At 63.6% G+C, this 25,392-nt stretch carries 27 protein-coding genes; 9 read left to right on the top strand and 18 right to left on the bottom strand.

Annotation, left to right across the window (positions count from 1 at the left end):
* Window positions 1-15: 15 nt before the first annotated feature.
* From UP09_RS26645 to UP09_RS26620, 6 genes are all read right to left on the bottom strand, one after another.
* The gene (locus UP09_RS26645; RefSeq protein ID WP_044541307.1) at window positions 16-876 is read right to left on the bottom strand and encodes an ATP-binding cassette domain-containing protein; all 861 of its coding nucleotides are present in this window, start codon (window positions 874-876) and stop codon (window positions 16-18) included.
* A complete protein-coding gene (locus UP09_RS26640) occupies window positions 873-1,763 on the bottom strand; it encodes an ABC transporter ATP-binding protein (RefSeq protein WP_044541306.1) in 891 nt (296 codons plus the stop codon). Before UP09_RS26640 ends, UP09_RS26645 begins: the two co-directional genes overlap by 4 nt.
* Window positions 1,760-2,647, bottom strand: a complete 888-nt coding sequence (locus UP09_RS26635; protein ID WP_044541305.1) for an ABC transporter permease — start codon at window positions 2,645-2,647, stop codon at window positions 1,760-1,762. The genes UP09_RS26640 and UP09_RS26635 overlap by 4 nt, the downstream gene beginning before the upstream one ends.
* Complete coding sequence (locus UP09_RS26630; protein WP_044541304.1) at window positions 2,640-3,647, bottom strand: ABC transporter permease; 1,008 nt, start codon at window positions 3,645-3,647, stop codon at window positions 2,640-2,642. Before UP09_RS26630 ends, UP09_RS26635 begins: the two co-directional genes overlap by 8 nt.
* A gap of 50 nt (window positions 3,648-3,697) precedes the next feature.
* Window positions 3,698-5,242, bottom strand: coding sequence for an ABC transporter substrate-binding protein (locus UP09_RS26625; protein WP_156164792.1), 1,545 nt, complete (start codon window positions 5,240-5,242; stop codon window positions 3,698-3,700).
* A gap of 97 nt (window positions 5,243-5,339) precedes the next feature.
* The gene (locus UP09_RS26620) at window positions 5,340-6,572 is read right to left on the bottom strand and encodes a dienelactone hydrolase family protein (RefSeq protein WP_044541302.1); all 1,233 of its coding nucleotides are present in this window, start codon (window positions 6,570-6,572) and stop codon (window positions 5,340-5,342) included.
* A 162-nt stretch (window positions 6,573-6,734) separates the two neighbouring features.
* Between UP09_RS26620 and UP09_RS26615 the strand changes: the two genes are divergently transcribed.
* Window positions 6,735-7,337 carry a helix-turn-helix domain-containing protein gene (locus tag UP09_RS26615; protein WP_245302227.1) on the top strand — a complete coding sequence of 201 codons (603 nt, stop codon included), beginning with the start codon at window positions 6,735-6,737 and terminating at the stop codon, window positions 7,335-7,337.
* On the opposite strand, the gene UP09_RS26610 is transcribed toward UP09_RS26615, so the two are convergent.
* The 3 genes from UP09_RS26610 to UP09_RS26600 form a co-directional block, all read right to left on the bottom strand.
* Complete coding sequence (locus UP09_RS26610) at window positions 7,315-9,225, bottom strand: cyclic nucleotide-binding and patatin-like phospholipase domain-containing protein (RefSeq protein WP_044541300.1); 1,911 nt, start codon at window positions 9,223-9,225, stop codon at window positions 7,315-7,317. The two genes, UP09_RS26615 and UP09_RS26610, sit on opposite strands and share 23 nt — an antisense overlap.
* A 114-nt stretch (window positions 9,226-9,339) precedes the next feature.
* Entirely contained in the window at window positions 9,340-10,491 is a 1,152-nt protein-coding gene (locus tag UP09_RS26605) for a zinc-binding dehydrogenase (RefSeq protein ID WP_044541391.1), read from the bottom strand.
* 53 nt (window positions 10,492-10,544) lie between these two features.
* On the bottom strand, window positions 10,545-11,513 hold the full coding sequence (locus UP09_RS26600) for an MBL fold metallo-hydrolase (RefSeq protein WP_044541299.1): 969 nt from the start codon (window positions 11,511-11,513) through the stop codon (window positions 10,545-10,547).
* 269 nt (window positions 11,514-11,782) lie between these two features.
* On the opposite strand from UP09_RS26600, the gene UP09_RS26595 reads away from it, so the two are divergent.
* The 4 genes from UP09_RS26595 (at window position 11,783) to UP09_RS26580 (ending at window position 14,030) form a co-directional block, all read left to right on the top strand.
* The gene (locus tag UP09_RS26595; protein WP_044541298.1) at window positions 11,783-12,400 is read left to right on the top strand and encodes a PilZ domain-containing protein; all 618 of its coding nucleotides are present in this window, start codon (window positions 11,783-11,785) and stop codon (window positions 12,398-12,400) included.
* A gap of 333 nt (window positions 12,401-12,733) precedes the next feature.
* On the top strand, window positions 12,734-13,348 hold the full coding sequence (locus tag UP09_RS26590) for a transglutaminase-like cysteine peptidase (protein ID WP_044541297.1): 615 nt from the start codon (window positions 12,734-12,736) through the stop codon (window positions 13,346-13,348).
* A gap of 161 nt (window positions 13,349-13,509) precedes the next feature.
* Window positions 13,510-13,737 carry a BrnT family toxin gene (locus UP09_RS26585; protein WP_502689086.1) on the top strand — a complete coding sequence of 76 codons (228 nt, stop codon included), beginning with the start codon at window positions 13,510-13,512 and terminating at the stop codon, window positions 13,735-13,737.
* Window positions 13,738-13,748: 11 nt separating this feature from the next.
* Window positions 13,749-14,030: a BrnA antitoxin family protein gene (locus UP09_RS26580; protein WP_044541296.1), complete on the top strand. Its 282-nt coding sequence runs from the start codon at window positions 13,749-13,751 to the stop codon at window positions 14,028-14,030.
* 46 nt (window positions 14,031-14,076) lie between these two features.
* Here the strand turns inward: UP09_RS26580 and UP09_RS26575 are convergent, their stop codons facing one another.
* Together UP09_RS26575 and UP09_RS26570 are read right to left on the bottom strand one after the other, a co-directional pair.
* Window positions 14,077-17,265: an efflux RND transporter permease subunit gene (locus UP09_RS26575; RefSeq protein WP_044541295.1), complete on the bottom strand. Its 3,189-nt coding sequence runs from the start codon at window positions 17,263-17,265 to the stop codon at window positions 14,077-14,079.
* 203 nt (window positions 17,266-17,468) lie between these two features.
* Entirely contained in the window at window positions 17,469-17,879 is a 411-nt protein-coding gene (locus UP09_RS26570; protein ID WP_044541294.1) for a hypothetical protein, read from the bottom strand.
* Between the two features lie 181 nt (window positions 17,880-18,060).
* On the opposite strand from UP09_RS26570, the gene UP09_RS26565 reads away from it, so the two are divergent.
* Together UP09_RS26565 and UP09_RS26560 are read left to right on the top strand one after the other, a co-directional pair.
* Window positions 18,061-18,552: a hypothetical protein gene (locus UP09_RS26565; protein ID WP_044541293.1), complete on the top strand. Its 492-nt coding sequence runs from the start codon at window positions 18,061-18,063 to the stop codon at window positions 18,550-18,552.
* A 392-nt stretch (window positions 18,553-18,944) separates the two neighbouring features.
* The gene (locus UP09_RS26560; protein WP_502689088.1) at window positions 18,945-19,757 is read left to right on the top strand and encodes a dienelactone hydrolase family protein; all 813 of its coding nucleotides are present in this window, start codon (window positions 18,945-18,947) and stop codon (window positions 19,755-19,757) included.
* 126 nt (window positions 19,758-19,883) lie between these two features.
* Here the strand turns inward: UP09_RS26560 and UP09_RS26555 are convergent, their stop codons facing one another.
* The gene (locus UP09_RS26555; RefSeq protein WP_052833221.1) at window positions 19,884-20,378 is read right to left on the bottom strand and encodes a hypothetical protein; all 495 of its coding nucleotides are present in this window, start codon (window positions 20,376-20,378) and stop codon (window positions 19,884-19,886) included.
* Window positions 20,379-20,504: 126 nt separating this feature from the next.
* Window positions 20,505-20,804 carry a hypothetical protein gene (locus tag UP09_RS26550; protein ID WP_044541291.1) on the bottom strand — a complete coding sequence of 100 codons (300 nt, stop codon included), beginning with the start codon at window positions 20,802-20,804 and terminating at the stop codon, window positions 20,505-20,507.
* A 70-nt stretch (window positions 20,805-20,874) separates the two neighbouring features.
* Between UP09_RS26550 and UP09_RS26545 the strand changes: the two genes are divergently transcribed.
* Window positions 20,875-21,111 carry a hypothetical protein gene (locus UP09_RS26545; RefSeq protein WP_044541389.1) on the top strand — a complete coding sequence of 79 codons (237 nt, stop codon included), beginning with the start codon at window positions 20,875-20,877 and terminating at the stop codon, window positions 21,109-21,111.
* Between the two features lie 7 nt (window positions 21,112-21,118).
* On the opposite strand, the gene UP09_RS26540 is transcribed toward UP09_RS26545, so the two are convergent.
* Entirely contained in the window at window positions 21,119-21,649 is a 531-nt protein-coding gene (locus UP09_RS26540) for a gamma carbonic anhydrase family protein (RefSeq protein WP_044541290.1), read from the bottom strand.
* A 164-nt stretch (window positions 21,650-21,813) separates the two neighbouring features.
* Window positions 21,814-22,143: a DUF6949 family protein gene (locus UP09_RS26535; protein WP_044541289.1), complete on the bottom strand. Its 330-nt coding sequence runs from the start codon at window positions 22,141-22,143 to the stop codon at window positions 21,814-21,816.
* A 221-nt stretch (window positions 22,144-22,364) separates the two neighbouring features.
* Here UP09_RS26535 and UP09_RS26530 point away from each other — a divergent pair, with 221 nt between their 5' ends.
* Complete coding sequence (locus UP09_RS26530) at window positions 22,365-23,075, top strand: hypothetical protein (RefSeq protein ID WP_044541287.1); 711 nt, start codon at window positions 22,365-22,367, stop codon at window positions 23,073-23,075.
* 124 nt (window positions 23,076-23,199) lie between these two features.
* Here UP09_RS26530 and UP09_RS26525 read toward each other — a convergent pair whose 3' ends face one another.
* The 3 genes from UP09_RS26525 to UP09_RS26515 all read right to left on the bottom strand — a co-directional run bounded on the left by UP09_RS26525 (window position 23,200) and on the right by UP09_RS26515 (window position 25,370).
* Window positions 23,200-23,421, bottom strand: coding sequence for a DUF3126 family protein (locus UP09_RS26525; RefSeq protein WP_044541286.1), 222 nt, complete (start codon window positions 23,419-23,421; stop codon window positions 23,200-23,202).
* Window positions 23,422-23,551: 130 nt separating this feature from the next.
* Entirely contained in the window at window positions 23,552-24,379 is an 828-nt protein-coding gene (cysE, locus tag UP09_RS26520) for a serine O-acetyltransferase (protein WP_044541285.1), read from the bottom strand.
* 238 nt (window positions 24,380-24,617) lie between these two features.
* Window positions 24,618-25,370: an alpha/beta fold hydrolase gene (locus UP09_RS26515; RefSeq protein WP_044541388.1), complete on the bottom strand. Its 753-nt coding sequence runs from the start codon at window positions 25,368-25,370 to the stop codon at window positions 24,618-24,620.
* Window positions 25,371-25,392: the final 22 nt, after the last annotated feature.

Genomic DNA, 25,392 nt, shown 5'->3' with positions numbered 1-25,392 from the left:
TCTTGATGCGTCCGGTCATGCGGCCGATCCCTGCAGGTGCTGAATCGACGCCGGGCCTGCGTCGTCCAGCCAGCCCGGCTCGACGTCAGGCAGCGGAATCGCGGCCAGCAGGCTGCGCGTGTACTCGTGCTGTGGCGAGCTGAAGATCCGCTCGACCGGCCCGGATTCGACGACCTCGCCAGCCTTTAGGATCGCGACGTCGTCGCAGAGCACGCGGACGACCGAGAGATCGTGGCTGATGAAGACCATGGTGAGGCCGAGCCGCGCGCGCAATTCCTTGAGCAGTAGCAGGACATGCGCCTGTGTCGAAACGTCGAGGCCGGACACGATCTCGTCGGCGACGATGAAATCCGGCTGCAGCGCCAGCGCACGCGCAATGCCGGCGCGCTGGCGCTGGCCGCCGGACAATTCATGCGGATAGCGATCGACGAAGCCGGTCGGCAGCCCGACCAGCTCGAGCAGATCAGCTGCGCGATCGCGGGCGTCCTGCCGTCCCTTCAGGCGACCGAACACCTTGAGCTGGCGCGTCAGCGTCACGCCGAGCCGCAGGCGTGGATTCAGCGAGGATTGCGGATCCTGGAAGATCATCTGGATGCGCGCACGCAACGGCCGCATCTCGACCTCACCGAGACGGCCGATCTCGGCGCCGTCGAACTGGATGCTGCCCGAGGTCGGTTGCAGCAAGCGAACCATCAGCCGGCCGAGCGTGGTCTTGCCGGAACCGGATTCACCCACAAGGCCGAGCACGGAGCCGCGCGGAACTGCGAGATCGACGTCCTTGACCACCTGCCGCATCGCCGGCCGGGCGAACGGCGACGAGCCGCGCTCCGGATAGGCGAAGCTCAGACCGGCGGTTCGCAGCAATATATCGCTCATGACGGCAACCCCGCGTCGGCGAGCCGGTCGAGCCGATGCGCCTCCGACCACAGGCTCTCGATCAGAGCTGGGGGCACCGGACGCAGCGCTTCCGCGGGGCGGTCGGCGCGCGGCGTCGCGGCGAGCAGCGCGCGGGTGTAGGGATGGCGCGGCCTGGCCAGCACGTCGGCGGTCATGCCGTCCTCGAGCACGCGGCCGGCGTGCAGCACGGTCATGGTCCGGCAGATCTTGGCAACCACGCCGAGATCGTGCGTGACGAACAGGATCGCCGCGCCGTGGCTTTGCCGCAGCCGCTCGACGAGCTGCAGGACCTGGCGCTGCACGGTGACGTCGAGCGCGGTGGTCGGCTCGTCCGCGATGATCAGGCTCGGATTGCAGGCGAACGCCATCGCGATCAGGACGCGCTGCCGCATGCCGCCGGAGATCTCGTGCGGGTAGAGATCGAGCACGCGCCCCGGCTCGCGAATGGCGACCTCGGCCAGCAGTTCGCCCGCCCGCGCGCGCGCCTGGCGCTTCGACAGCCCAAGGTGATGCGACAGCACGGCGGCGATCTGCGCGCCGACGCGCCGGACCGGGTTGAGCGAGGTCATCGGATCCTGCGGGATCAGCGCGATGCGGCGGCCGAGCAGCTTGCGCCGCTCCGGCTCCGGCATCGCCAGCAGATCGCGGCCTTCGAACGCGATGGTGCCCGCCGTGATGACCGCGTTGGCCGGCAGGAGGCCGAGGATCGCGCGACCCAGCATCGATTTTCCGGCGCCGGATTCGCCGACCAATCCCCTCACCTCGCCTGGTTCGACGTCGACGCTGGCGCCACGCAACACATTGGCGGCGTGGCCGCGCCGGCCGATTGCAACATGCAGATCGCGGACGGCAAGGATCGCGGTCATTGGCGGTGCACGGGGTCGAGCGCGGCACGCAGGCCGTCGCCGAGGAGATTGAAGCCGATCACGGTTGCTATCACCGAGACAATCGGCAGCGCCATGATCCACGGCGCCTGATAGACGATCTGCCGCCCCTCGACGATCATGCCACCCCAGGTCGGCGTGTCGCCGGCCACCGAAATGCCGACAAAGGACAGGATGACCTCGACGAGGACGGCTATTCCCATCTCGACCGCGATCAGCGTCACGATCAGTGGCACCAGATTGGGCAGGATCTCGAACCGCAGGATCTGGCCGCGCGTCAGGCCGAGCACGCGCGCCGCCGCAGCGTAGTCACGCTGCAATTGCGACAGCGTCTCGGCGCGCACCACGCGCGCAAAGCGGGTCCAGTCGACGACGACGATGGCGGCAACAACGGAGGTCAGTCCCGCACCGATCACCGCCGCCAGCACGATCGATAGCAGCACCGGAGGAAATGCCATCCAGACATCGATCAGGCGCGACACGCCTTGGTCGATCCAGCCGCCGAAACTTCCGGCGAGGAGACCGAATGCGATCCCGATCGCCGCCGCAAGCGAGGCCGCGATCGCCGCCACCTCGACGGCCGTCCGTGCCGCGAAGATCAGGCGTGACAGCACGCAGCGGCCGAGACTGTCAGTGCCGAGCGGATGGGCCCATTCGCCGCCCGTCATCCATGCCGGCGGCAATTGCGCCGACATCAGGTCCTGCTCGACGGGGTCGTGCGGGGCGAGCAGCGGGGCGAATATTGCGATCAGGAGCAGAACGGCAACCAGCGCGGCGCCGAGCCAGAGCCGCGCGCCGCCGCGGGCGCTCGCCAGACGCCAGCGCGAGGGGCGTTCGGTCACGCCGGTGAGCGCCAGATCAGCCATGACGCAGCCTCGGGTCGAGCAAGGTAACCAGCAGGTCGACCGCCAGATTGAGCGCGATGAAGAGGACGGCAAAGGTCAGGATCAGGCCCTGGATCAGCGGAAAGTCACGGTTGATCACCGCGTCGATCGCCATATTGCCGATCCCCTCGTAGGAGAAGATACGCTCGACCAGCACGGTGCCGCCAAGCAGCAGCGTGATCTGGACGCCGCCGAGCGCGACGGTCGGGATCAGCGCGTTTGGCAGCACGTCGCGCAGCAGGATCGCCGGGCGCGAAAACCCGCGGGCGCGTGCGACCTGCGCATAGTCCTGATCCTCGGCTTCCGCGAGTTGCGCCTTCAACAGCCGCGCCACCAGGGCGGCAAACGGCAGCGCGAGCGCCAGTGCAGGCAGGATCATGTGCTGCAGCAGCGCGGCCGCCACGTCGAGCCGTCCGGTCAGCAGGCTTTCGATCAGATAGAAGTTGGTCCCGAAGGCGATATCGAGCTGCGGATCGATGCGGCCTGAGATCGGCAAGACCGGCAATATCACGCCGAGCAGCAACAGCAAGATCAACGCCCAGAGGAAATCCGGAATGGCGAGCAACAGGCCGACGCCGCCGTCGATCGCCCATTCGGCACGCCGGCCGCGCAGATAGGCGCCGATCAGCGCCACGACTGTTCCGAGCAGCACGGCGATGACCGTCCCAAGCAGCGCCAATTCGAGCGTCGCCGGCAACCGCGCCAGCACCAACTCGAAGACGCGCTGATGCAGGCTGATCGAGCGGCCGAAATCACCCGTCAGCACCTGGCCGGACCAGACGACGAATTGTTGCAGGATCGGCTGATCGAGTCCGTACAGCGCGCGCAGCCGCGCGATATCGGCAGCCGAGGCACCCGGCGGGATCATCATGGCGATGGGATCGCCGGGCACGACGCGCAGCAGGACGAACACGATGAGGCCGACGCCGGCCAGCGTCGGTGGAATCAGCAGCACCCGCCTGATGATCTCGCCCCATCGCATGAAGGTTTCGCCTCGGCTTGAGCCTCACGCCGGGTGATGAGGCATGCGCCTCACACCGGGGTGATCAATTGCGGAAGGATCATGCCGTTCGACTGCGCCACGACCTTCAGCCCCTTCTTGTGGATGATCGGCTGCACATATTGGAACAGCGGAATCACCTCGCCCTCCTCGGCGATGTACTTGTCGACCGCCTTGTAGCCGGCGATCCGCTTGGCTTCGTCCTTCTCGCCCCACAGCGGGCCGATGCGCTCGATGAGGTCCTTGCCCTTCCAGGCGCAATGGGGCGATGGGCCGAACATCGCAAAGCCGGTCGAGGTCGAGGGATCGCCGATCGCATTGCCCCAATTGTAGAACGCCGCCGGCGCCAGTGCGTGACGTGCGCGCAGCTCGAAATGCTGCGCGATCTCGTACACCTCGATCGTCGCCTCGATTCCGACCTTTCGCCACATCCCGACGATCGCCTGGATCATCTCGTAATCCTTCGGCTTGAAGCCGCGCGTGGTCTGAATGGTGAACTTGACCGGCTTCTCCGGCGAGTAGCCGCTCTTGGCGAGCAGGCTCTTGGCCAACTCCGGATCGTAGGCGACCTTGATCGACGGATCGAAGGCGGCATAGCCCGGCGCTTCCAGGGTCGAGATCGGAACGCCGTAACCCTTCAGCAGACGATCGACGATCGCCTTCTTGTCGATGGCGTGGCTGGCGGCCAGCCTGACATTGCGATCGAGCATCGGATCGATGTCGGTGATGAAGATCATCGCGATGTCGGACACCGGCTTGGTCTGGCCGACCAGCCCCGGCTTGGCCTTCAGGCGATCGAACTCCTCATAGGGGATTTCGAAGGTGAGGTCCGATCCGCCGGATTCCATCTCGGCGACGCGGCTGGTCGGATCGGTGACGAACTTGAACACGACGGTCTCAAAGGCGGGCTTGCCGCCCCAATAGCCGGCATGTGCCTTCAACCGCAGGAAAGCGTTGCGCTCGAACGCGTCGATCTTGTAGGGGCCGGAGCCGATCGGCGCCTTCTCAAACCCATCCGCGCCAACCTTCTCATAGTAGGCCTTCGGCAGCACGTAGCCGGTGAGGAACGCCATCCACTTGAACAGGGTCGGCTCGAATTCCAGCACGTCGCCGGTGATGGTGTTGCCGTCGATCTTGTAGTTGCCGACCTTGGACCAGACGAACTGGATCGGATTGCCGCTGTGCGGATCGGCGGCTCGCTGCAACGACCACACCACGTCCTCCGGCGTCACCGGCGAACCATCGTGCCAGGTAGCGCCCTTGCGCAGCTCCAGCGTGACCTTGGTGCGGTCCTCGTTCCAGCCCCATTTGGTCAGCAGGCCGGGCTTGAAGGAGAGATCGGGCGCCTGAGCGATATAGGGATCGAAGATTGCCTGGTAGATCGACTGTATCGTCGGATTGACCGCCGACAGGCCGATCGTCGGATCGAAGGATGGCAGGTTGACGTTATAGGCGATGGTCAGCGTGCCTGCCGCCGCCGCCTGCGCGGCACCATCGCCGAGGAGACCGGATGCGAGCGGCAGCGCCGCGGCGCCGCCGGCGAGTTGCAGGATCGAACGACGAGACAGTGAGGACATGTTCATTACCCCTACCAGATGAGCCATGTACGAAAAGCAGCGTGCGAAAAGCGGATGCGAGAACGGCGCCGCGAGCGGCGCCGTCAACCAGTTCAGATCATGTGCCGGCGCTCTCGGACCAGCGCGCCATCAAACTGTTGGACGGCAGCTTTTCATCGACGAGTTTTTTCGCGGTCTCGATGCCCGCCACCGGGAATTTTGTCGGGTCGAGCAACCCGACCTGCACCAGCACCGAGGCCTGATCCCAGTAAATGTGCTCGTTGTAGAGCTTGTCGCCGCGGAAGCGGACGATCGCGATCAAGGGGATCTCGACATACTTGCCGGTCGGCGCCACGCCCGGCAGCATCCAGTCGATCTCGATGTCGTGGGTGAAGCAGAACAGCATCTCGTCGACGATGCGGTCGGCGCCGATGGTGCGCGAGATCGGCACCAGTTTGGTGTCCTGCGGCGTCTTCGGGATGAAGTGGTTTTTGTAGAACCGCAGCAGGTCGCGATAGCCGACGCCCCCGGTCATGGTCGGGATGTGGTTGACATAGGGCTCGGCGACCATCGTCGTCATAGTCAGCTCTGCCGAGCGCGTCCCGAACTCCAGCTCGGTATGCCGGTCCCACAGGGTGGAGAGGTCGTAATGCGGACCGAGCACCTTACGGAACAGCGCGATCGAGCGGCTATGCGCCATCAGGGTCGCCGGCTTGTCGAAGCTCGCGCGCTCCGGCGCGGCGAAGGCGTGGTCGCAGCCAGGATAGAGATAGAACTCGATCTCGGGGCGCCCGGCAAAGGCCGCCTTGATCTGCTCGCGGGCCGGTGCCGGCGCGAAGCGGTCGAGCTCGGCGAAGTGGAAGACCATCGGGCCCTTGACCTTGGCGGCTTCAGCCAGATCGGCCTCGATGCCGACGCCGTAATAGCTGACGGCGCAATCGACGTCGGTACGCGCGGCAACGAGATAGGCGAGCTTGCCGCCGAGACAGAAGCCGAGCGTGCCGACCTTGCCCTTGCATTCTGGGCGCGCACGCAGGACCTTCAGCGCATCGGCCGCATCCTTGATCGATTGGTCGGCATCGAAGCGCTGGTAATAGCCCATCGCCTTGCCGAAATCGGCTTCGCTGTAGCCGAGCTCGATTCCGGGCTCCATTCGCCAGAACAGGTCCGGCGCGAGCACGACGTAACCCTCTTCGGCATAATAGTCGGCCACTTCGCGCATCGATCTGTTGACGCCGAAGATCTCCTGCAGCAGCAGGATGCCGGGGCCCGAACCCGACGCGGGGACACTGAAATATCCCTTGAACGTGCCGCCGTCAGCTGCGGCAATGTCGATCCACTTGCCCGTCATCGCATCGACCTCCGTATCGGACGCCCCTTGTGAGCCCGGGGGCTTGCCGTTTTCATCATGTGTTCTTAATTGTATTTTTAATGTAAGAATCGAACTTGTAAATAGCAGAGATTGGGCAGAATTTGCCCAGAGCCTGGGCGCAGGCCTGATATGGAGAGCATTTTGAAGACGACCCGGAAGACCGCCGTGAGGCGAAGCGGTGCCGCCGCCAAGCCAAAGAAGCAGCCCAAGACGCGCCCAATGGCCGCCGAGCGACCGGGATCCTGGCATCTCGCACGCACCGAGACCGAGCGGCAGCTATCCGATTACGAATTCAGGCTGGAGCGGCTGGCGCAGGCCTATTATCGCTGGAAGGCCGCCTGCCTTGCCGCCGTCTGCGATGTGCCGCTGACCGGCGACGATGTTGCCGTGCTCAACGTGGTGCGGATGGGTGACGAGCCGAAGCGGCTGTCCGAGATCGGACAATTGCTCAACCGCGTCGATGTCCCCAATATGCAATACGCCACGCGAAAGCTGGTGCGCGCCGGTCTGATCGAGACCGAGGGCTCCTCGTCGCGCAAGGAGACGCGCTACCGCGCGACCGAGAGCGGGCACGAGGTCACCGAGGCCTATGCCGCACTGCGCGCCACAACCCTGCCGCCGATGCTCGACGCGCTCGACGGCGGTGCCGCGAACCTGGCCACGACCAGCATCCAGATGGATATGGTGACGAGTCTCTACGGCCAGGCGGCGCAGGTCGCAATCACGCGGCGTCACCAGCCCTGAGCGGGAAAGCGACACTCCCGGCCGCATTGGCCGACGCGATGATGGCCGCAACCGCCGGATGATGCGCGGCCTCCATTGCCGCGATCGACTCCCGGGCCCAGAGGTAGGACGATTCGAAGATCTCCCGATGACGGTCGAAATCCGTCACGTCGATGCCATCAGGCGTTGGCGGGCGCATCACCATATCGAGCGGCGAGGTCGGCAGGGTGTCGTAGCGCTGATGCGCGACGAGACTCCGCCACAAGACGTTGATGGCGCTGGGCGCGGCCGGGAGCAATGTCTTGCGGAACGGCAGCAGCATCGACGCAAGCAGTTCAAGACGCCCGGGCAGCGCGGCATAGTCGACGTCGAACATCTCGGTTGCCGGCTCGCCGAAATGGACCACCAGATTGGGACCGCTCTTCAGCAGCTGCATCGGCGCCAGCGGAACGTTGTCGACGAGGCATCCATCGACCAGCATCGCGCCCTCCTTTGTGTAGAACGGCGGCAGCAGGCCCGGGATCGCGCTCGATGCGCGCACCGCCTGCCAGAGCAGACCGGTTCGGATCAATTCGAGACTGTGCGTCGAAAGGTTCGTCGCAACCGCCGCGAACGGCCGCCAGCAATCCTCGATCCGGCAGTCGTGTCCGTATTGATCGGCAAGCGCGGAATCGAACGCCTTGTGGTCCAGCAGCGCGTAACGCGGCCAGGTCGGGCGGCGGAAGCTGCGGCTGGAGACAAAGATATCATGTGTGCCGCGCTCGAGATGCTCGGCATCGAAGTTCTTGGCAAAGCCGGCCGCCATCGCTGAGCCGACGCTGGTGCCGACAAAGATGTCGAACATCACGCCGCGCTCGCGAAAGGCCTTGTAGATTCCGACATGGGCGGTGCCGAGGCTGCCGCCGCCGCCGGCGACAAATCCAACGGCGCGACCGCAAAGAAAGCGGATCAGGCTGTCGATATCGATCTGATCCTCAAGCGCAATGTGATGGTGCATGAAGCAGGGCAGCCGCGCGAGCCACGCCGCGGTGCCGCTGACCTCGTGGCGTCTGTGGTCATGAACGCGAACGAGACGCCGCGCCGAGACGGGGTGGACCTTGCAGGCAAAGCTCTCGATGTCAGTCAGATCAGGCGCGGGCGCATCGCCACGGCAGACGAACACGACGAGGTCGGCCTGCCTGATAGCTTTGCGCGCCCATTCCGATGCGTCACGACCGCCGAAATAAGCCACCAGCGGCGCGTTGTATTCAAGCTGGTTGAGCCAGTCGGAGATCTCGGACGCGTCCAGCGTACGCCCGGGAAACATCGCCTGAAGGCGCGCGAGGTCGACGATCTCGGCGCCGACCGCAACCAGACCTTGGCGCAACCGCTGTTCAAAGACTGACGGCACCGGCTCGCCGCCGCCGTCGATCAGAGCCACGGTTCGCGCCTTTGGCGACGCGCGAGCGGGCAGCAGGCGCGCGGTTTCGCGGGCAAATCGCCGCGCAAGAGCGGCCAGCAGCGCCTCGACAATCGCCGGCGCTTCCTGCGCAAGCGTCGCGTAGGCCGCACGCGTCAACACCAGCACGCTGGTGTCTCTGATCGCAATCACATTGGCGGTGCGGGGGATGTTGGCAAAGAATCCGATCTCGCCGACCAGTTCGCCGGCGCGAAGCTCGCTGATCGGTTCAGGATGATCGGCCCGGTGCACTGCGAGCGCACCGTGCAGCACCAAGAACAAAGCGTCCGAGGGTCCGCCCTGCTCGACCAGCAGCTGGCCGCGCACGAGGTCCTGGCGGGTCATTGCACCGAAGGCCCTCAGGCGTTGCTCCGCGCTGAGCGTCTTGAACAGCGCGAAGTCCTCCGACACATTTCCCCACGCAAATGTCGTGCTCGTCGGCTGCGCGGGCGGCACCCGGTTCGATGACATGCCCGGATGTTAGCGCCGCGCAACCGCCCCGGCGAGTAATATAAGGGGCATCGCCGCAGCGACCCATTTTTGGACGCACTGCAACACGATTTGCCGCGCCACAGTCGATGGGATTCACTCCACCAATTCAGGCCACGGTACGATGGTCGACTTCACCGTCTTCATCGCCATTGCGTCCGCCACCGCCTGACCGACGCCCTCTTCCGTAAACGGATAGATCGTCTGCATGTCGAGCCAGGGATATTTGTTGCGGGTGCGGTAGAGCATGTCGACACCGAGCGGCAGGTCGTTGCCGGTAAAGCCCCAGGAGCCGAGCACGTTGAGGTCCTTGGTGCAGATACGATGCCATGACGTATTGATCGAGCCGGCATCGGTGAACTGGCCCATTTCGACATAGGTGCCGCCGTCACGCAGCATCTCGATGCCCTCAGGGCCTGCGCTCGGATGGCCCGAACAATCCATCACCAGATCGGCGCCGAAGCCGCCGACGATGTCGCGCACCGCCTTGATGCGCTCCTCCGGCGTATTGATCTGCTCGATGTCGACGGTCGCCTCGGCGCCGAACTTGCGCGCCAGCGCCAGCCGTGGCGTTTCCGGCGCGCCGACGCAGATCACGCGCCCTGCCCCCATCTCCTGCGCGGCGGCGACCGCGAGGATTCCGATCGGGCCCGAGCCCTGGATCACGACGGTGTCGCCCCACGTAAACCCGCCGGCGCGTGTCGCGCGGTTGAAGGCGCGGATGCAGGAGGTCAATGGCTCCGACAGCGCCCCTAACCGCAGCGACATGTCGTCGGGCAGCTTGTAGATCTTGGTGCCCGGCAGCATCTCGAGATCGACATAGACATATTCAGCCCAGCCGCCCCACATGTGCGGAGGTTTGTCGAAGCCGAGATAGCGGCCGTAATAGACCGGCGTCAGGCATTTGTTGGCGCTTTGCGGATAATGGATGCAGTAGTAGCAGCGGCCGCACGGCATCAGCGGCGGGATCATGACTTTCGATCCCACCTTGAGCGGCTTGCTCATAAAATCCTCGGTGAAATCAGGGCCGCATTCGACAATCACGCCGCCGAGTTCGTGGCCAAGCGTGAACGGCCATGGCAACGGCTTCGGCCAATGACCCTTGAGGATATGCAGGTCAGTGCCGCAGACGCCGCAGGCGCCGACCTTGATCAGCGCCGCCTTCCTGCCGACCTTCGGCCACGGCACGGTGCGGATCACGGGCTTGGCGCCGGGCCCCTCATGGGTGCATACGCGGATCTGCTGCATCGGTCTGTCCTCCCTGTTCTTATTCATTGCCTTCTTGTTGCTGATTGCGCCGATCATTTGTCCGCGGTCAGCGGCTTCGTCGCAATGATATCGACGTGATCGGAAATCACGAACGACATCAGGTCGCGCCCGATCACCAGCGGGCCCTGGTAGGTTGTGCGCGTTCGCGCCAGCAGCGTGTCCTCAGGCACATCCTGCGTCGGCGGCTGGGTTGCAAATACGATGTGCGAGTAGACCGCAAGCTTCGGCCTGGCATGGGCGAAGATCCTGCCGGCGTCCTCGGGCGAGGTATGGTGGTCTTCGATCGCACGATAATTCGGATAGGTCTTGAACAAATCAGGATCGATCACGGCGACTTCATGGATCAGGAGGTCGGCGCCCTCGGCGGCCTTCGCCACGCGATCGTCGGGCTTGGTGTCGCCCGACAGCACCACCTTCTTCCCGTCGTACTCGACGACATAGCCGAACGCCGGCTTGATTTTGTCGCCGTGATTGACCTCGATCGCGCTGACCTTGACGCCATTCTTCTCGTAGACGAGGCCCGGCTCGATATCCTTGGCCGCAAACGCGACGCCTTCAGGCGGATAGTCCTCGTCGGCGATGCGGATGCGGATGTCCTCGGAAAACGCCTTGGTGAGGTTTTCGGTCATCGCCACCGTGCCTTTCGGCCCGAAGATCAGCATCGGCGTCTTGCGCGAGCCGTATGGCGTGCCGATCCAACCGGTGAGCCACATGTCCGGCAGGCCAACGACGTGATCGGAATGCAGATGCGTGATGAAATGCGCCGTGATCGCGCCGATCGGAATCTTCCTCTGGAACAGCCGGATCGTCGAGCCGCGCCCGAAATCGAAGATCAGCTTCTCAGGTCCCGCTTCCACCAGGGTCGATGCGCTGAAGGCGGACAGCCGCGGCGTCGGCGTTCCCGTGCCGAGCAGCGTCACTCGCATCTCGGCGGCGGTTGCGCCACAGGCACTAAAAAGAGAGGTTGCGGCCAGGAGCGCAACCAGCTTCGAACCCACCATCCTGTCCTCCCGCCACCAGCCCTTGTTGATCTCGGCTGTTCGGCGAAGGCGAACTTAGGTGAAGGCCAAAGGGATGTCATGACCATCCGGCGACGCGTCAGACCGCATGCGGCGACACCACGGGTCGTGGGGTCGCGTGGCTTGCAACCCCCGCGTCGCTCAACCGCAGCGCCCTGCCCACTCTTCATGCACCCTATGCTAACGCCTCGTTAACCCTGTCAGCCTTAGGGTCATTCGAGCTCCGAAGGGCCGGTTGTCGGGTTGCAGTGATGTCGTTTGCACAGAAGAGAACTACGGTCGTCCCGGTTGCTGAGGAACGGCGGCGCTTCCAGCGCGTGAAGGTGCACCTGCTCGGCCGCTACATGCTGCCCGACCGGCGCGAGTTTCCCTGCCAGATTATCAACATGTCCCCGGGCGGGCTGGCCTTGCTGGCGCCGGGCATCGGCAATGTCGGCGACCGCGTGATCGCCTATCTCGACCATATCGGCCGGGTCGAGGGCCGCATTACCCGCATCATCGATAACGGCTTCGCGATGACGGTCGGCGCCACCGCCCGCAAGCGCGACAAGCTCGCCGCCCAGCTCACCTGGCTCGCCAACCGCGACATCCTCAATCTGCCCGAGGATCGCCGCCACGACCGAATCGTGCCGCGCAACCCGATCGCCCTGCTCACGCAGGAGGACGGCACGCGGATGACCTGCCGGATCATGGACCTTTCCCTTTCGGGCGCTGCGATTGCCGCCGAGAACCGCCCGCCGCTGAAGTCGCTGGTCATGCTCGGCAAGGTGCAGTCCCGCGTGGTGCGAAATCTCGAGGAAGGCTTCGCGCTCGAGTTCGTTCACGAGCAGTCCGCGGAAACGCTCGAAGAGAGCGTTACCGCGAGGTAAAGCGGCAGACCGCCCAAAACCCCTGATTTCCAGCCCTCAAAGGCGGCTTCCGGTACTCCGGACGCCGCCTTTGACGCATTTGGCGCACGCATTTCGCGGTTAACGGCGGGAACACTTGCGCGCGCAAACCGCGCTGGAGCAGCACTTGTCGCGTTAATGCATAAAATTTGAATCAATTGCAGTTGTTTCAAACTTTATGCGAATTTGAATCAAGTATAGATCGAATTCTCCGCAGCTTTTACCAGTATTCGCGTCAAATCTACTTCGCCTACTTAGCGGCGGTGCAAAACCTTTGTGGCAAAAGTGGTCCCAACAAGAAAAACGGGGGCCACAATGTTTGGTTTCAGGGGACAGGGGAAAGGTTTGGCGGTTGCCGCCATTCTGTTCGCGACTTGCGTCTCGGCGAAGGCCGGCGACGTGCTCTACGCCAGCCTGGGTGACACCACGCGTTCACCGATCGGCTGGGTCGAATTCTGCGCCGACAATCCGGGCGAGTGCCGCGGCGGCGCGACGCAACCACGCGACATCGTGTTGTCGCAGACCGCTTGGCGCGACCTCACGCGGGTCAACAAGTGGGTCAACGAGACGATCAAGCCGATGACCGACATGGATCATTGGGGCGTTGTCGAGAAATGGTCGTTGCCGACAGACGGCTACGGCGACTGCGAGGACTACGTGCTCCTGAAGCGCAAGATGCTGATGGATTCCGGCTGGCCGCGTGAGGCGCTGTTGATCACGGTCGTCCGCGACAAGAAGGGTGAGGGCCACGCCGTGCTGACGGTGAAGACCGACAAGGGCGAGTTCGTGCTCGATAACCAGAACGAGAACGTCGTCGCCTGGACCGAGACTGGCTACCGCTTCGTCAAGCGGCAGTCGCAGAGCGATCCCAATGTGTGGGTCTCGCTCGGTGACAACCGCCCGGCCGTTGCAACCGCAAGCTCACGCTGAGCAGACAAGGATTTTTCGAACCCGCGACCCGGTCACATCCCCACCCCTCCCCGTCCCAGACCGGTTCGCGCGCGGCCACCCTTCCCCCAAAGGGTGGCCGCAACTTTTTTTGAGGCAGGGAAGGCCTTGAACTTCCATATTTTGTAGTTACAGAATAATCGATGAAAATCATTTGGGACGAACGAAAGCGTCTCGCCAATCTGGCGAAGCACGGAATGGACTTCGCTGACCTGAATGAGACGTTCTTCGACACCGCTTTGGTTCTCGCAACCTACCGCAACAGATGGCGCGCGATCGGCGTGAACGTTCGCGGCGTCATCTCCGTTATTTGCCACGCGTGGCACCGAAGCGATCAGCATCGTCAGCATGCGTCCCGCCAGCAAGGATGAAAGGGTCCTCTATGAAGCGAACCGTCGCTAAGAAGGGCTATACCGCAAAGGATATCCGCGCCGTGAGCGACAATCCCGAGTGGACCAAGAACGATTTTGCGAAGGCAAAGCCGTTCAACGAGGTCTTCCCCGCCATGCGCAAAGGACGCGGCCCGAATAAGGCTCCGACCAAGACCTCGGTGACGCTGCGGCTTAGCCCTGCCGTGCTCGAACATTTCAAGGCGGCAGGACCAGGATGGCAAAGCCGGATCGATAAGGCCCTTGTCGGGATCGTCAAGCGCAAAGCTGGCTAGGATGTCGTAGATCCGACGCAACGCGCCGGCCGGGAGGCGTGTCCGCCTATTCGGCGGCCTGCGCGCGGTGTTCGTCCAGCGCCACCAGTTCAGCCGACGACGAATTCCGGTTCTTGTGCACCAGGCTGAAGACGACCGGCACGAACATCAAGGTCGCAATCGTCGAGAACATCAGGCCGCCGATCACGGCGCGCCCGAGCGGTGCGTTCTGCTCGCCGCCCTCGCCGAGGCCAAGCGCCATCGGCAGCATGCCGATGATCATCGCAAGCGCCGTCATCACAACGGGGCGGATGCGGACAAAGCCGGCCTCGAGCGCGGCCGCGACGGGATCGCCGAGTTCCTCATAGCGCTCGCGCGCGAAGCTGATCACAAGCACACTGTTGGCGGTGGCGACGCCCATGCACATGATGGCGCCGGTCAGCGCCGGCACCGAGAGCGTGGTCTGCGTCGTGAACAGCACCCAGACGATGCCGGCCAATGCTGCCGGCAAAGCCGTGATGATCACGAAGGGATCCGACCAGGACTGGAAGTTGACCACGATGAGCAGATAGATCAGCACGACCGCACCGAGCAGTCCGAACAGCAAGCCGGAGAACGCACTCTCCATGGTCTGCACCTGGCCGACCAGCGAAACCGTGCTGCCCTTCGGCAGCTCCTTGGCGGTCTCCGTCAATAATCCGCGAATATCAGCGGCGAGCGCGCCGAGGTCGCGCCCCTGCGGCGTGGCGTAGATCTGGATCATCGACTGGATGTCGTACTGCGACACCACGGCGTTGGACGTCGTCCGCGTGATGTTCGCGATACCGCCGAGTTGCACTGGGCCGACGGTCCCGGGCCCGGTCATCGGCAGATTTTCCAGCGAACCGAGCGAGTCGAGCTGATATTGCGGCGTCTGCATCACGATCGAATAGGACACGCCGTTGCCCGGATCGAGGAAGTATGTCGGCGCAACTTGCGAGCTGCCCGCCAAATTCACCACCATGCTGTTGGCGACGTCGCGCTCGGTCAGACCGACATATTGGGCACGCGTGCGGTCGACATCGACATTGAAGGTCGGGTTGCGCGCGGATTGCTGGATTCGGGCATCGGCAACACCGGGAATGTGGCGAAGCTTTTCGAGCAAGCCGTTGGCATAGGTGAAATTGCCGCCCAGGTTGGCGCCGCGAATTTCGATGTCGATCGGCGCCGGAGCACCGAAGTTGAGAATCTGGTTGACGATGTCGGCCGGCAGGAACGCGAAGGTCACGCCGGGGAACCGCCGCGGCAGCTCTTCCCGCAGCTGCTTGACGTAAGCATCGGTCGGTTCATGCCCCTCCTTCAGCTTGATCTGGATGTCGCCGTCCTGCGAGCCGATCACGCCGGTGTTGTTATAGGTCATGTTGATGCCCGAGATCGGCACGCCGATGTTGTCGGTCATGGTCTCGATCTCGCCGGAGGGAATCACCGTGCGAATGGCTTTCTGAATCTGGGCGAACTGATCGGCGGAGTCCTCGACCCTTGTGCCGACCTGGGTTCGCACATGCATCAGGATCTGGCCGGCATCGACCGAAGGGAAGAAGTTGCGGCCGAGATAGGGCACCAGCAGGAACGACATCGCGACAACGCAAATGAAGCCGGTGACGAAGGTCGGCCTGTGATCGAGCGCGAATGCGAGCAGGTCGCGGTAGCCGGCGCGAAGGCGCTCGAAGGAGGCCTCGAAACCGCGCTGAAACCGCACCAAGGGATTGCGCGAAGGCGGCGTCTCGCCGTGCTGATGCGGATGCAGCAGGTACTTCGCCATGGTCGGCACCAGCGTGCGCGACAGGATGAACGACCACACCATCGCGAACATCACCGCTTCCGCCATCGGCACGAACAGGAAGCGCGCCACACCCTGCAGGAAGAACATCGGCACGAACACGATGCAGATGCACAACAGCGAAACGAAAGCCGGCACCACGATCTGGTTGGCGCCATCGAGGATGGCGGGTTCGACCTCTTTGCCCTGTTCGAGATGGTAGTTGATGTTCTCGATCGTGACGGTTGCTTCGTCGACGAGAATGCCGACCGCGAGCGCAAGACCACCCAGCGTCATGATGTTCAGCGTTTCGCCGATCATCGACAGCATGATGATCGAGCCGAGCACGGCAAGCGGGATCGAGGTGGCGATGATGATGGTCGAACGCCAGCTGCCCAGGAACAAAAGGATCATCACGCTGGTCAACAACGCCGCGATGATGCCTTCGCGGGCGACGCCGGTGATGGCGCCGCGGACGAAGACCGATTGATCGCCGACGAAATCGATCTTCAGCGCTGCTGGCAGCGACGACTTGAACTCCTCGACCTTCTGCTTGATGCCGGCGATGATATCGAGCGTCGAGATCGAGCCCGCCTTCAGCACCATCATCAGCACCGAGCGGTTGCCGTTGACGTGAACGATGTTGGTCTGCGGCGGGTTGCCGTCGCGAATGGTGGCGACATCGCGCAGGTAGACCATCGCGCCATTGACGGCCTTGATCGGGAGATCGCCGAAATCCTGGATTTTCAGCGGCGAGTTGTTGAGCTGCAAGGTATATTCGAACTGGCCGATCTTTTCCGTGCCCACCGGCGTGATCAGGTTTTGCGCAGCCAGCGTGTTGGCGACGTCCTGGCCGGACAGGCCGAGCGCCTGCAGCGCGGTCGGATTGAGATCGATCTGGATCTGCCGCTGCTTGCCGCCATAGGGGTAAGGGATCGCAGCACCCGGCACCGTGACCAGCGGCGTACGCAACTGGTTGATGCCGATATCGGCAAGGTTTTGTTCGGTCAGCCCTTCGCCCGACAGCGCGAGCTGGATGATCGGAACGGTCGAGGCGTTGTAGTTCAGGATCAACGGCGGGGTGGCGCCGGGTGGCAGCTGCTTCAGCAGCGTCTGCGAGATGGCTGTGACCTGGGCGTTCGCGGTGCGGATATCGACATTGGGCTGGAAGAAGATCTTGACGATGCCGATGCCGTTATAGGAGTTCGCAACGATGTGCTCGACGTCGTTGACCGTAGTGGTCAGCGCGCGCTCGAACGGCGTCGTGATGCGACCGGACATCTGATCCGGCGGCAGACCGGTGTATTGCCAGACCACACCGATCACGGGAATGCGAATTTCCGGGAAGATGTCGGTCGGCGTCCGCATCGCGGCGAGCGGCCCGATGATCAGAATCAACAGGGCCAGCACCACAAACGTGTACGGCCGCGCCAAAGCAGTTCTGACAATCCCATTCATTCCTGAGCTTCTCGATCAATCGCGATGCTGGCTGTGCAATGCAAACCCCGCGCCACGCGCTTCTGGCATCGACCGAGACGATTTTCCAATCACTAAACTCTCATCCAACGCGTGATTTGAATCACTTTCCGGCAATGTTTCGGCGCGGAAATATTGGGGTGTGATTGCTTGCTCTTGCAGCGGCAACGGTCACGCGAAGCGCGCTAGAAGAAGCCATCCAAAAATGCTGTGGTCTCACCCGAGATGCCGACGATCTTGTTGGTGGCCTGGCGATAGAATTTGAAGTTGAGCTCGGTCTCGGGCCGGCCGTCATTCCAGTCCTTGAAGCGCTTGAGTTGATCCCGCCCCAACGGCCGCTTCGCCAGCGCAACGCGCCTGACACTGATGCTCACGCGCGGCGTTTGCCTGGCGATATTGGATTTTCGCGCGACCGGCTCGGCTGATGTGACGACCGCGCGCGCGATCAGGCCCAGGCCGCCCTCGTTCTCGCTGGCGAAAACGAACACGACGTCACCAGCGGCGATATGCCTGCCACCATACATGGTCTTTTGCGCTGAGAACGTGAACGCCTTCGCCCGCGCATCGGAAACCTCAGTCTTGATAGCGAACGCCATCGCCTGCCTCGGACCACCCCGGCCAGCCACACACCCTGCAAACAGTCCCATTTTGACCCAGGAATCGCGACTTTGCGGCAATTTTCGCTGCCTCTATCCCGATCTGCTTGAATCTCCGGGTTTTTCCCCCGCCAAGGTTGTGCTAAGCGGAACCTTTCCATTGATGTCCGGTTTTGGTCGCATGATCGAACTTGCTCCCCGGAATTCCGAACCCAGCAGCGTCCTGGGCGTGCAGCCGATCGCAATGGGTGCGGTGGCGCTGCTGCTGATCGTGTTCGGGGTCGGCTCGATCGCATTATGGCGCAGCTATACCGGCAACGCGCCCGAGTCGGATCGCGTCGTCGCCACGCGCCAGTTACAGGCGCGGACCGCCCAGGTCTCCGAGGCCTTGGTCGAGAAGACCAAGGGGCTCGAGACGACCCAGCAGGAATCGATCGATCAGTTGCAGGAGGTACAGGACCAACTCCAGACCATGCGCCGGCAAGTCGCGGCGCAACAGGCCGACACCAAGAAGCTCACCGATCAGATCGCGGCGCTCACCGAGGCGGTTGAGAGCCTGCGGCAGTCGTTCGCGAGCTCCCAGACCAGCGATCCCGCCGCGGAGCCGTCGCCGCGCAAGCGGTCGGACACGACGCGGACCACCCACCGCAGGCGCGGTAGATCACACGGCTGATCCGGCAGGTTCGGGCGGCGTAGTCCCGTGAAATCACGGGGTTAGAGGCCGTTTGATCCAACCCGAACGCCCGCTAACGTGAATTAATCCCGGACTATGTGAACTGGTTCACATATCGGCCTTCGAATCCGAGTCATCCTCCAGGCACCGGATGGCGTGAGCCGATTTCAATATCCGGGGCTGGCAAGGTCGTTGACGGTATACTACGTCGACGGCCTTGTTTTTTTGGCTCCTTCGCTCCCCTCGCAGGCAGGTGATTTGCCACCCACCGGCTTTGTTTGCTGAATGCGCCTCCTTGATCCCACAGGAGGACGTCGATGAGCGCCGAACCGATTCTGACCCAGGATGTCGTCGGACTGACCAAGCCCGCCCCGGTGTCGCGCCGCGGCTTCATGACGGCGTCGGCCGCCGTGGCCGCGGGCTACACACTGGCCGCGGGCCCCGTGCGGGCCGATGTGATCAAGACCGACACCAGCGGCCTCACTGCCGGCGATACCAAGATCAAGGTCGCCGACGGTGAAATGCCCGGCTATTTCGCGAAGCCCGCCGGCGTCACCAATCCGCCGGTCGTGCTGGTCGCGATGGAGATCTTCGGCCTGCACGAATACATCAAGGACGTAACACGGCGGCTCGCCAAGCTCGGCGCCTTGGCGGTCGCCCCGGATTACTATTTCCGCAAAGGCACCGACCTCACCAAGATCGCGGACATTCCGCAGTTGCTGCCAATCGTGAACGCAAAGCCCGATGCCGAGCTCTTGAGCGACCTCGACAGCACGGTGGCCTGGGCGAAATCGCAGGGCGGCGACACCTCCCGCCTCGGCATCATCGGTTTCTGCCGCGGCGGACGCACGGTGTGGGAATACGCCGCGCACTCTCCGGCGCTGAAAGCCGGCGTCGCATTTTACGGCCCGCCGGTCGATCCGCCGAACCCGCTCTGGCCGAAGAGCCCGATGCAGCTCGCGCCCGAGATGAAGGCCCCCGTGCTCGGCCTCTATGGCGAGGCAGATACCGGCATTCCGGTCGCAAGCGTCGAAGCGTTCAAGGAGGCGCTGGCTGCGAACAAGAAGACCGCCGAGTTCAAGATCTATCCCGGCGCGCCGCACGGCTTCCACGCCGACTACCGCGCCAGCTACCGCAAGGAAGCGGCCGAGGACGGCTGGAACAAGATGCAGGCGTGGCTGAAGACATACGGCGTGCTGGGCTGACGAGGCCCATCCAGTTGCACCGACACGAACGCGCGCGACGTCATCGTCGCGCGCGTTTGCTTGTTGGGTCGTCCAAGGACTTGGCCAAGAGCTTGGGCCGAGCATCCTGACGTTTGCAGGATGGTCTCAGTTGCAAACCTGCACAGGCCGGACCTGCCAGCCATACGGCGTCATGATGCGGTGGCGGACGATGTAGCAGCCGCCGTCGCCATAGCCGTACCCGTCATCGTAGCCAGCGCCCGCGTAGTAGGGGTCGCCATAGTAGCCGTCATAATAACCGTAGGCGCCGTAGCCCAATCCGAGGCCGATCGCGGCTGCGGCGAACGGATAGCCGCGATGGCGATAATAGCCGCCGTGCCATCCTCGGCCGGCGAACGCGCCACCGCCGATCGCGGCCGATCGGACGCCGCCGCCAAATCCTCCGGCCCGAAAGCCCGCTCCGCCGAAGCCGCCACCACCGCGAAAGCCTCCGCCGCCAAAACCGCCGCCACCATGGAAGCCGCCGCCACCACCGCCGTGGCCGCCTCCGCCGCCACCACCTCCGCGCGCCGACGCGGCGTCGACCGTGAGCAAGCCGACCGCGGCCGTCGCCATCAAGGCAATCATCGTTTTACGCAACATCACCCGTCACTCCTTCTCAAAAATACCTCCGACGCGTCCCGCGTCTGATCATGCTAACCCAATGTAGGACCGCAGCTTCCCGCGCGCGTGGCGTGGCGCGCTCACTTCTGCGCGACCCGCGTTCATCTAGCAGCCACGGCAGATGCCCTTCAGCCGACTGTCGATCGACTTGTTCTCGTTGGCAATCGCCTGGTCGGCGCTCTGGGTGGTTGCCGAGCCGGTCGTGACGCCCTCACCCGTGTTCAATCGGCCTCCCGCGGATTGCGCGGTGCCATTGGTGCCAGGCGGCGGCGCGAGTTGCGAAGACGTGGTGCGGCCTGACGAGGGGCTGCCGGTGCCTTGTCCGGCCCCTTGAGCAAAGGCGGCCGGAGACGCCAGCAGAATTGCGATTGTCGCCAGTGCGGCGGTGGCGGATAGTTTGCGCATAGAAATTCTCCCTTGCGGGCGTCAACAATCCCACAAGGCCGCAGTTCCGGCAGCATTGGAGCAATGCAATTTGCGCAAGCTGATTGAGTTTGACGATGATACGTTCGACAAGCTGAAGCAGCTTGGACGCGACCGGATGGGCACCTTGCAGGAGCTGGCCGACGAGGCCTTCGCCGACCTGCTGAAGAAGCACGGTATCCCGATCGACCTGAGGGACGCGCTGCGCAAGAGCGCAAGACTTCGGGACATACCGAAGCAAAATCCCGCAACGCCGAAGCGCACAAGCAAGCGCGGCCGGAAGACCTGAGGCCGCCTCAGCCGATCTTCTTCAGCCCGGCTTTGTATTGGGGGCCCCGGATGGCGTAGGACTTGGCCGGCCTCGTCATCACCTCGATCTGAGCCGCGTCCAGTGTGCGGATTACGCGTGCGGGCGCGCCGATGATCAGCGAGTATTCCGGAAATTCCTTGCCCTCGGTGATGACAGAACCGGCACCGACGACGCTGCCGCGCCTGATCCGCGCGCCGTTCATTACGATCGATCCCATCCCGATCAACACGCCGTCTTCCAGCGTGCAGCCATGCACGATCGCATTGTGGCCGATGGTGACGTCCTTGCCGATCACAAGCGGAAAACCAGGGTCGACGTGAAGCGTCGAATTGTCCTGGACGTTGGAGCCCTCACCGACCTCGATCCATTCATTGTCGCCGCGCAGCACGGCGCCGAACCAGACGCTCGCCTTCGGTAGCAAGCGCACCTTGCCGATCACAACGGCGGTGTCAGCGATGAAGTAATTGCCGTCAGCGGGAAGATCGGGCCCCTGCCCGTCGAGCTCGTAGATCGCCATGAAGGTCTCCCTAGAGCGTTTTCGAGCGAAGTGGATACCGGTTCGCGTGAAGAAAACGCGTCAAAACGAGAATCCAGAGCTTCGGTTCTGATTCAATCAGAACCGAAGCTCTAGTCGAGGCGCGACCTTGGCACGGCGGCTAACGTGGTTTCAAGCGAGGCAGATCAAGCCAGCACGCCGGCGGCGCGTAGCGTCATCACGAAGAAGGTGCCGGACATCAGGCTCCAGAAGCCCGCGATCACGGTCGCCATCATCACGAATTCGAAGCGGCGGCGCTCGATCCGTGCGCCACGCAGCGTGTTGCGCATGATGATGAAGGGCGCGGCGAAGACCAGGAACGGAACCGCCGCGAAGGTCTTCGGCACCGCCCCCTCCTGCAGCAACCCGAACCCGGCCGGGCGCTCAGCCATCACCTGATAGCCGTTGGCCAACGCGCCCGCGAAGGCAAAGCCAATGAAAAGCGAGAACAGGGAATTGAGGGTATCGGGCGACATGGGAACTTCCGCTCTACGCAACTAACCGCTGCCCTGCATCGCAAAATTACCGGCTCGCCGCCACATCATCCTTAAGAAAGGGTTAACCCACCGGGCCGGCCGCCTCGTTTGCGCATGGCTCGCGGGTTGCGGATTCCTTTGGAATCATACGGAAACCCGCCGCCGCGTGGCATATTCGGCGGATGATTCGATCACTTCTGCCCTGATCCGACACCTCGCCCATGACGCTCCTCTCGACCGCCCAGCATCTCGCACGCGACACCCGCCGCAACCCGCGCGCGCATCTGGTCCCGATCATCCTGTCGGCGGTCATCGCGGCCGGCGCGATCACGCTCGTCGCCTATCTGTTGTGGCCGACCTACACCACGGCTCCGCCGAGCGACCCGTCGCGGCTGCCGGTCAGCGTCGGGGGCACGCTGTTCAACGTGCCGACATTGGCGGTGCGGATGAAGATCCAACGCCATTCCGGGCCGCAGGAGCGCGTCGACCTCGACTTCCTCTATCCGTCGCTGGAGGCGCCCGCAGCGCCCAAGCACTACAGCGCCGAAACGATCGAGGACAAGGTGCAGCCGATCGACCGCATCTTCGTGTCGATCGCGGCTCACCACAATTCCCTCGCGCCCGAGATACGGCTGCGCACGATCTATCCGCGCTATCTCGAAGCGGCCGCGACGACCGACGATGGCCTGACGACGCGCGCCTTTCGCGACGGCTCGCCCTATGCCGGCGAGGACCTGGTCATCGCCGGCGAGCCGGCGCTGGCCGCGCGCTGCACCCGCGACGCCACCACGCCCGGCATGTGCCTGAGCGAGCGGCGCATCGAGGGTGCCGACCTGACGTTCCGTTTTCCACGAAGCTGGCTCGCGCAATGGCGCGACATCGCAAATGCGATGGATCGCCTGTCCGCGCAAATGCACAGCGCGAAGGGCTGAGATGATTTTGTGGGGTGGGCAAAGGCGCGCAGCGCCGTGCCCACCATTTTGATTCCGCCTGCGATGGTGGGCACGCTTGCGCTTTGCCCACCCGGCATCGTGCCTACGGTAATCTGCCGAGCGGCTACTCGCTCAGATCCGCCAGATCCTCTTCGAGGATCGCCATCTGGAACTGGAACGAGCGATCATCGTCCTCGTCATCGACAAACAAGACGCCGATGAATTCGTCGCCGATATAGACCTCGGCTGAGTCGTCCTTCTTCGGCCGCGGCGACACGCGGATCTTGGGATTGCCAAATACGCGCTTAAGATACGCGTCAAGCTTCCTGACTTCCAGAACGTCCACGGCACTCTCCAATCGGGTCGATGATTTTCCGGGAAGTTTTAGAACGAGACGGCAAGGATCGCCAGCGCCTTTTCAGGCTCTGGCAACACGATCCTTCCGTTAGCGTACCGCCGTCAGAAAGTGAACGAAATCAAAGCCCGATGGCGTTGATCATCTGGTCCATGGTGCGCGACGGCTCGGCACAGCCGGCCTCGCCGACGATCTTTGCGGGCACGCCTGCGACCGTGACGTTGTGCGGCACCGCCTTGACCACGACGGAGCCCGCCGCAATGCGCGCGCAATGGCCGATCTCGATATTGCCGAGAATCTTGGCACCCGCGCCGATCAGCACGCCATGGCGAATCTTCGGATGCCGGTCCTCGTTCTCCTTGCCGGTACCGCCGAGGGTCACACCGTGCAGGATCGAGACGTCGTCCTCGATCACGGCGGTCTCGCCGCAGACGAAGCCGGTGGCATGATCGAGGAAGATGCCGCGGCCGATCTTCGCGGCCGGGTTGATGTCGGTCTGGAACACCGCCGAGGAGCGGCTCTGCAGGTAATAGGCGAAATCCTTGCGGCCCTTCTGATAGAGCCAGTGCGCGAGACGATGGGTCTGCAGCGCGTGAAAGCCCTTAAAGTAGAGCAAGGGATCGATGAAGCGCGCGGTCGCGGGATCGCGATCATAGACGGCGACGAGATCGGCGCGGAACGCGTTGCCGAGATCGGGCGCATCGCGCAGCGCCTCGTCATAGGTCTGGCGGATCAGGTCGCCTGACAGCGCCGCGTGATCAAGCCGTTCGGCGATGCGATGCACCACCGAATCTTCCAGGCGCTCATGATGCAGCACGGTCCCATAGATGAAGGACGCAAGCTCGGGCTCGCGACGGACGATATCTTCGGCCTCGCCGCGGATGCGATCCCAGATCGGATCGAGCGCCGCAAGCTTCCCCCCCTGCGGGTTGACCTGATGAACTGCCATGGGCTGGTCTCGTAATTCAGTTGTTCGGTGGTGCATTATAGCACGGCGGATGGCACGCGTCCCGGAGCGGCTCGGTACGGTAAACCCCAACCGAACGCCCCCGGCGGGCGTCTATGGCAATTGGTCGGGATTTTGCCGAAATCAAGCCGTGCACCTGCAACTATTGACGAATTTCGTCCCGACGGTGGTTTTGGGCATGGCCAGCCCAAGACGGGGGCTCGCTGCAAACGTGACCAAGCTAGGGTCGCCGTGAGAGGAAGTCGGCAACGCCCGTCTTGTAGACCTTGTCGCCGACCGCACGCATATGATCCCGGTTCGGGATATCGAGCACTTCCGCGCCCGGAATGATTGCGCCAAGCGCGGATGCCGAGCCAGCGATCTCATCCTTGCTGCCGACCGCAATCAGGACCGGCACACGAATGAGGCTAGCCTCCTCGCGCGTCATCAGGCGCCGCGAACCGCGCAGGCAGGCGGCGAGCGCGCGGCGGTCGGAACGGGTCTGATCGGCAAAGGCACGGAAGGTGCGGCCGACCGGATCGGTGACGTCGTCGAGCGAGGCCGCCTCCAGCGCGTCGGCGACATTCTCGCCGGGCCCCCCGCCTTCGATCAATCCGATGCCGATGCCACCCAGGATCGCCGAGCGCAGCCGCTCAGGCGCTTCACGTGCCAGGACCGCCGTCATCCGCGAGCCCAGCGAGTAGCCCATGATGTCCGCGCGCGTGACTCTGAGGTGATCCATCAGCGCGACCACGTCGCTCGCCATGATCGCGATCTCGTATTGCGCGGGATCATAGAGCTTCGTGGAATCGCCGTGGCCGCGATCGTCGAGCGCGATGACGCGTCGGCCGGCCTTGACCAGGTCAGACACCCAGGTTGGATAGACCCAGTTGACGTTCTTGCTGGAGGCAAATCCATGCACGAGCACGATCGGCTCGCCCTCGCCCTCGTCGAGATAGGCAATTTCAACGTCGCCGTGATGAAAACTCGGCATCTTCAATTCCGTTGCTTCTGGG

The organism is Bradyrhizobium sp. LTSP885 (assembly GCF_000938305.1).
GTDB lineage: Bacteria > Pseudomonadota > Alphaproteobacteria > Rhizobiales > Xanthobacteraceae > Bradyrhizobium.
The sequence above is the reverse complement of the archived record's forward strand: the minus strand, read 5'-3'. Positions and strand labels throughout refer to the sequence as shown.

Bases quoted from the DNA above. Each gene is read 5' to 3' on its own strand.
- UP09_RS26530 (WP_044541287.1), top strand. From the start codon at position 22,365: ATGACGCTCCTCTCGACCGCCCAGCATCTCGCACGCGACACCCGCCGC.
- UP09_RS26550 (WP_044541291.1), bottom strand. From the start codon at position 20,804: ATGCGCAAACTATCCGCCACCGCCGCACTGGCGACAATCGCAATTCTG.
- UP09_RS26535 (WP_044541289.1), bottom strand. From the start codon at position 22,143: ATGTCGCCCGATACCCTCAATTCCCTGTTCTCGCTTTTCATTGGCTTT.
- UP09_RS26635 (WP_044541305.1), bottom strand. From the start codon at position 2,647: ATGGCTGATCTGGCGCTCACCGGCGTGACCGAACGCCCCTCGCGCTGG.
- UP09_RS26605 (WP_044541391.1), bottom strand. From the start codon at position 10,491: ATGCAGCAGATCCGCGTATGCACCCATGAGGGGCCCGGCGCCAAGCCC.
- UP09_RS26630 (WP_044541304.1), bottom strand. From the start codon at position 3,647: ATGCGATGGGGCGAGATCATCAGGCGGGTGCTGCTGATTCCACCGACG.
- UP09_RS26625 (WP_156164792.1), bottom strand. From the start codon at position 5,242: ATGTCCTCACTGTCTCGTCGTTCGATCCTGCAACTCGCCGGCGGCGCC.
- cysE (WP_044541285.1), bottom strand. From the start codon at position 24,379: ATGGCAGTTCATCAGGTCAACCCGCAGGGGGGGAAGCTTGCGGCGCTC.
- UP09_RS26575 (WP_044541295.1), bottom strand. From the start codon at position 17,265: ATGAATGGGATTGTCAGAACTGCTTTGGCGCGGCCGTACACGTTTGTG.
- UP09_RS26645 (WP_044541307.1), bottom strand. From the start codon at position 876: ATGAGCGATATATTGCTGCGAACCGCCGGTCTGAGCTTCGCCTATCCG.
- UP09_RS26590 (WP_044541297.1), top strand. From the start codon at position 12,734: ATGTTTGGTTTCAGGGGACAGGGGAAAGGTTTGGCGGTTGCCGCCATT.
- UP09_RS26570 (WP_044541294.1), bottom strand. From the start codon at position 17,879: ATGGCGTTCGCTATCAAGACTGAGGTTTCCGATGCGCGGGCGAAGGCG.
- UP09_RS26595 (WP_044541298.1), top strand. From the start codon at position 11,783: ATGTCGTTTGCACAGAAGAGAACTACGGTCGTCCCGGTTGCTGAGGAA.
- UP09_RS26585 (WP_502689086.1), top strand. From the start codon at position 13,510: ATGAAAATCATTTGGGACGAACGAAAGCGTCTCGCCAATCTGGCGAAG.
- UP09_RS26555 (WP_052833221.1), bottom strand. From the start codon at position 20,378: ATGTTGCGTAAAACGATGATTGCCTTGATGGCGACGGCCGCGGTCGGC.
- UP09_RS26560 (WP_502689088.1), top strand. From the start codon at position 18,945: ATGACGGCGTCGGCCGCCGTGGCCGCGGGCTACACACTGGCCGCGGGC.
- UP09_RS26540 (WP_044541290.1), bottom strand. From the start codon at position 21,649: ATGGCGATCTACGAGCTCGACGGGCAGGGGCCCGATCTTCCCGCTGAC.
- UP09_RS26640 (WP_044541306.1), bottom strand. From the start codon at position 1,763: ATGACCGCGATCCTTGCCGTCCGCGATCTGCATGTTGCAATCGGCCGG.
- UP09_RS26620 (WP_044541302.1), bottom strand. From the start codon at position 6,572: ATGACGGGCAAGTGGATCGACATTGCCGCAGCTGACGGCGGCACGTTC.
- UP09_RS26565 (WP_044541293.1), top strand. From the start codon at position 18,061: ATGATCGAACTTGCTCCCCGGAATTCCGAACCCAGCAGCGTCCTGGGC.
- UP09_RS26600 (WP_044541299.1), bottom strand. From the start codon at position 11,513: ATGGTGGGTTCGAAGCTGGTTGCGCTCCTGGCCGCAACCTCTCTTTTT.
- UP09_RS26610 (WP_044541300.1), bottom strand. From the start codon at position 9,225: ATGTCATCGAACCGGGTGCCGCCCGCGCAGCCGACGAGCACGACATTT.
- UP09_RS26580 (WP_044541296.1), top strand. From the start codon at position 13,749: ATGAAGCGAACCGTCGCTAAGAAGGGCTATACCGCAAAGGATATCCGC.
- UP09_RS26515 (WP_044541388.1), bottom strand. From the start codon at position 25,370: ATGCCGAGTTTTCATCACGGCGACGTTGAAATTGCCTATCTCGACGAG.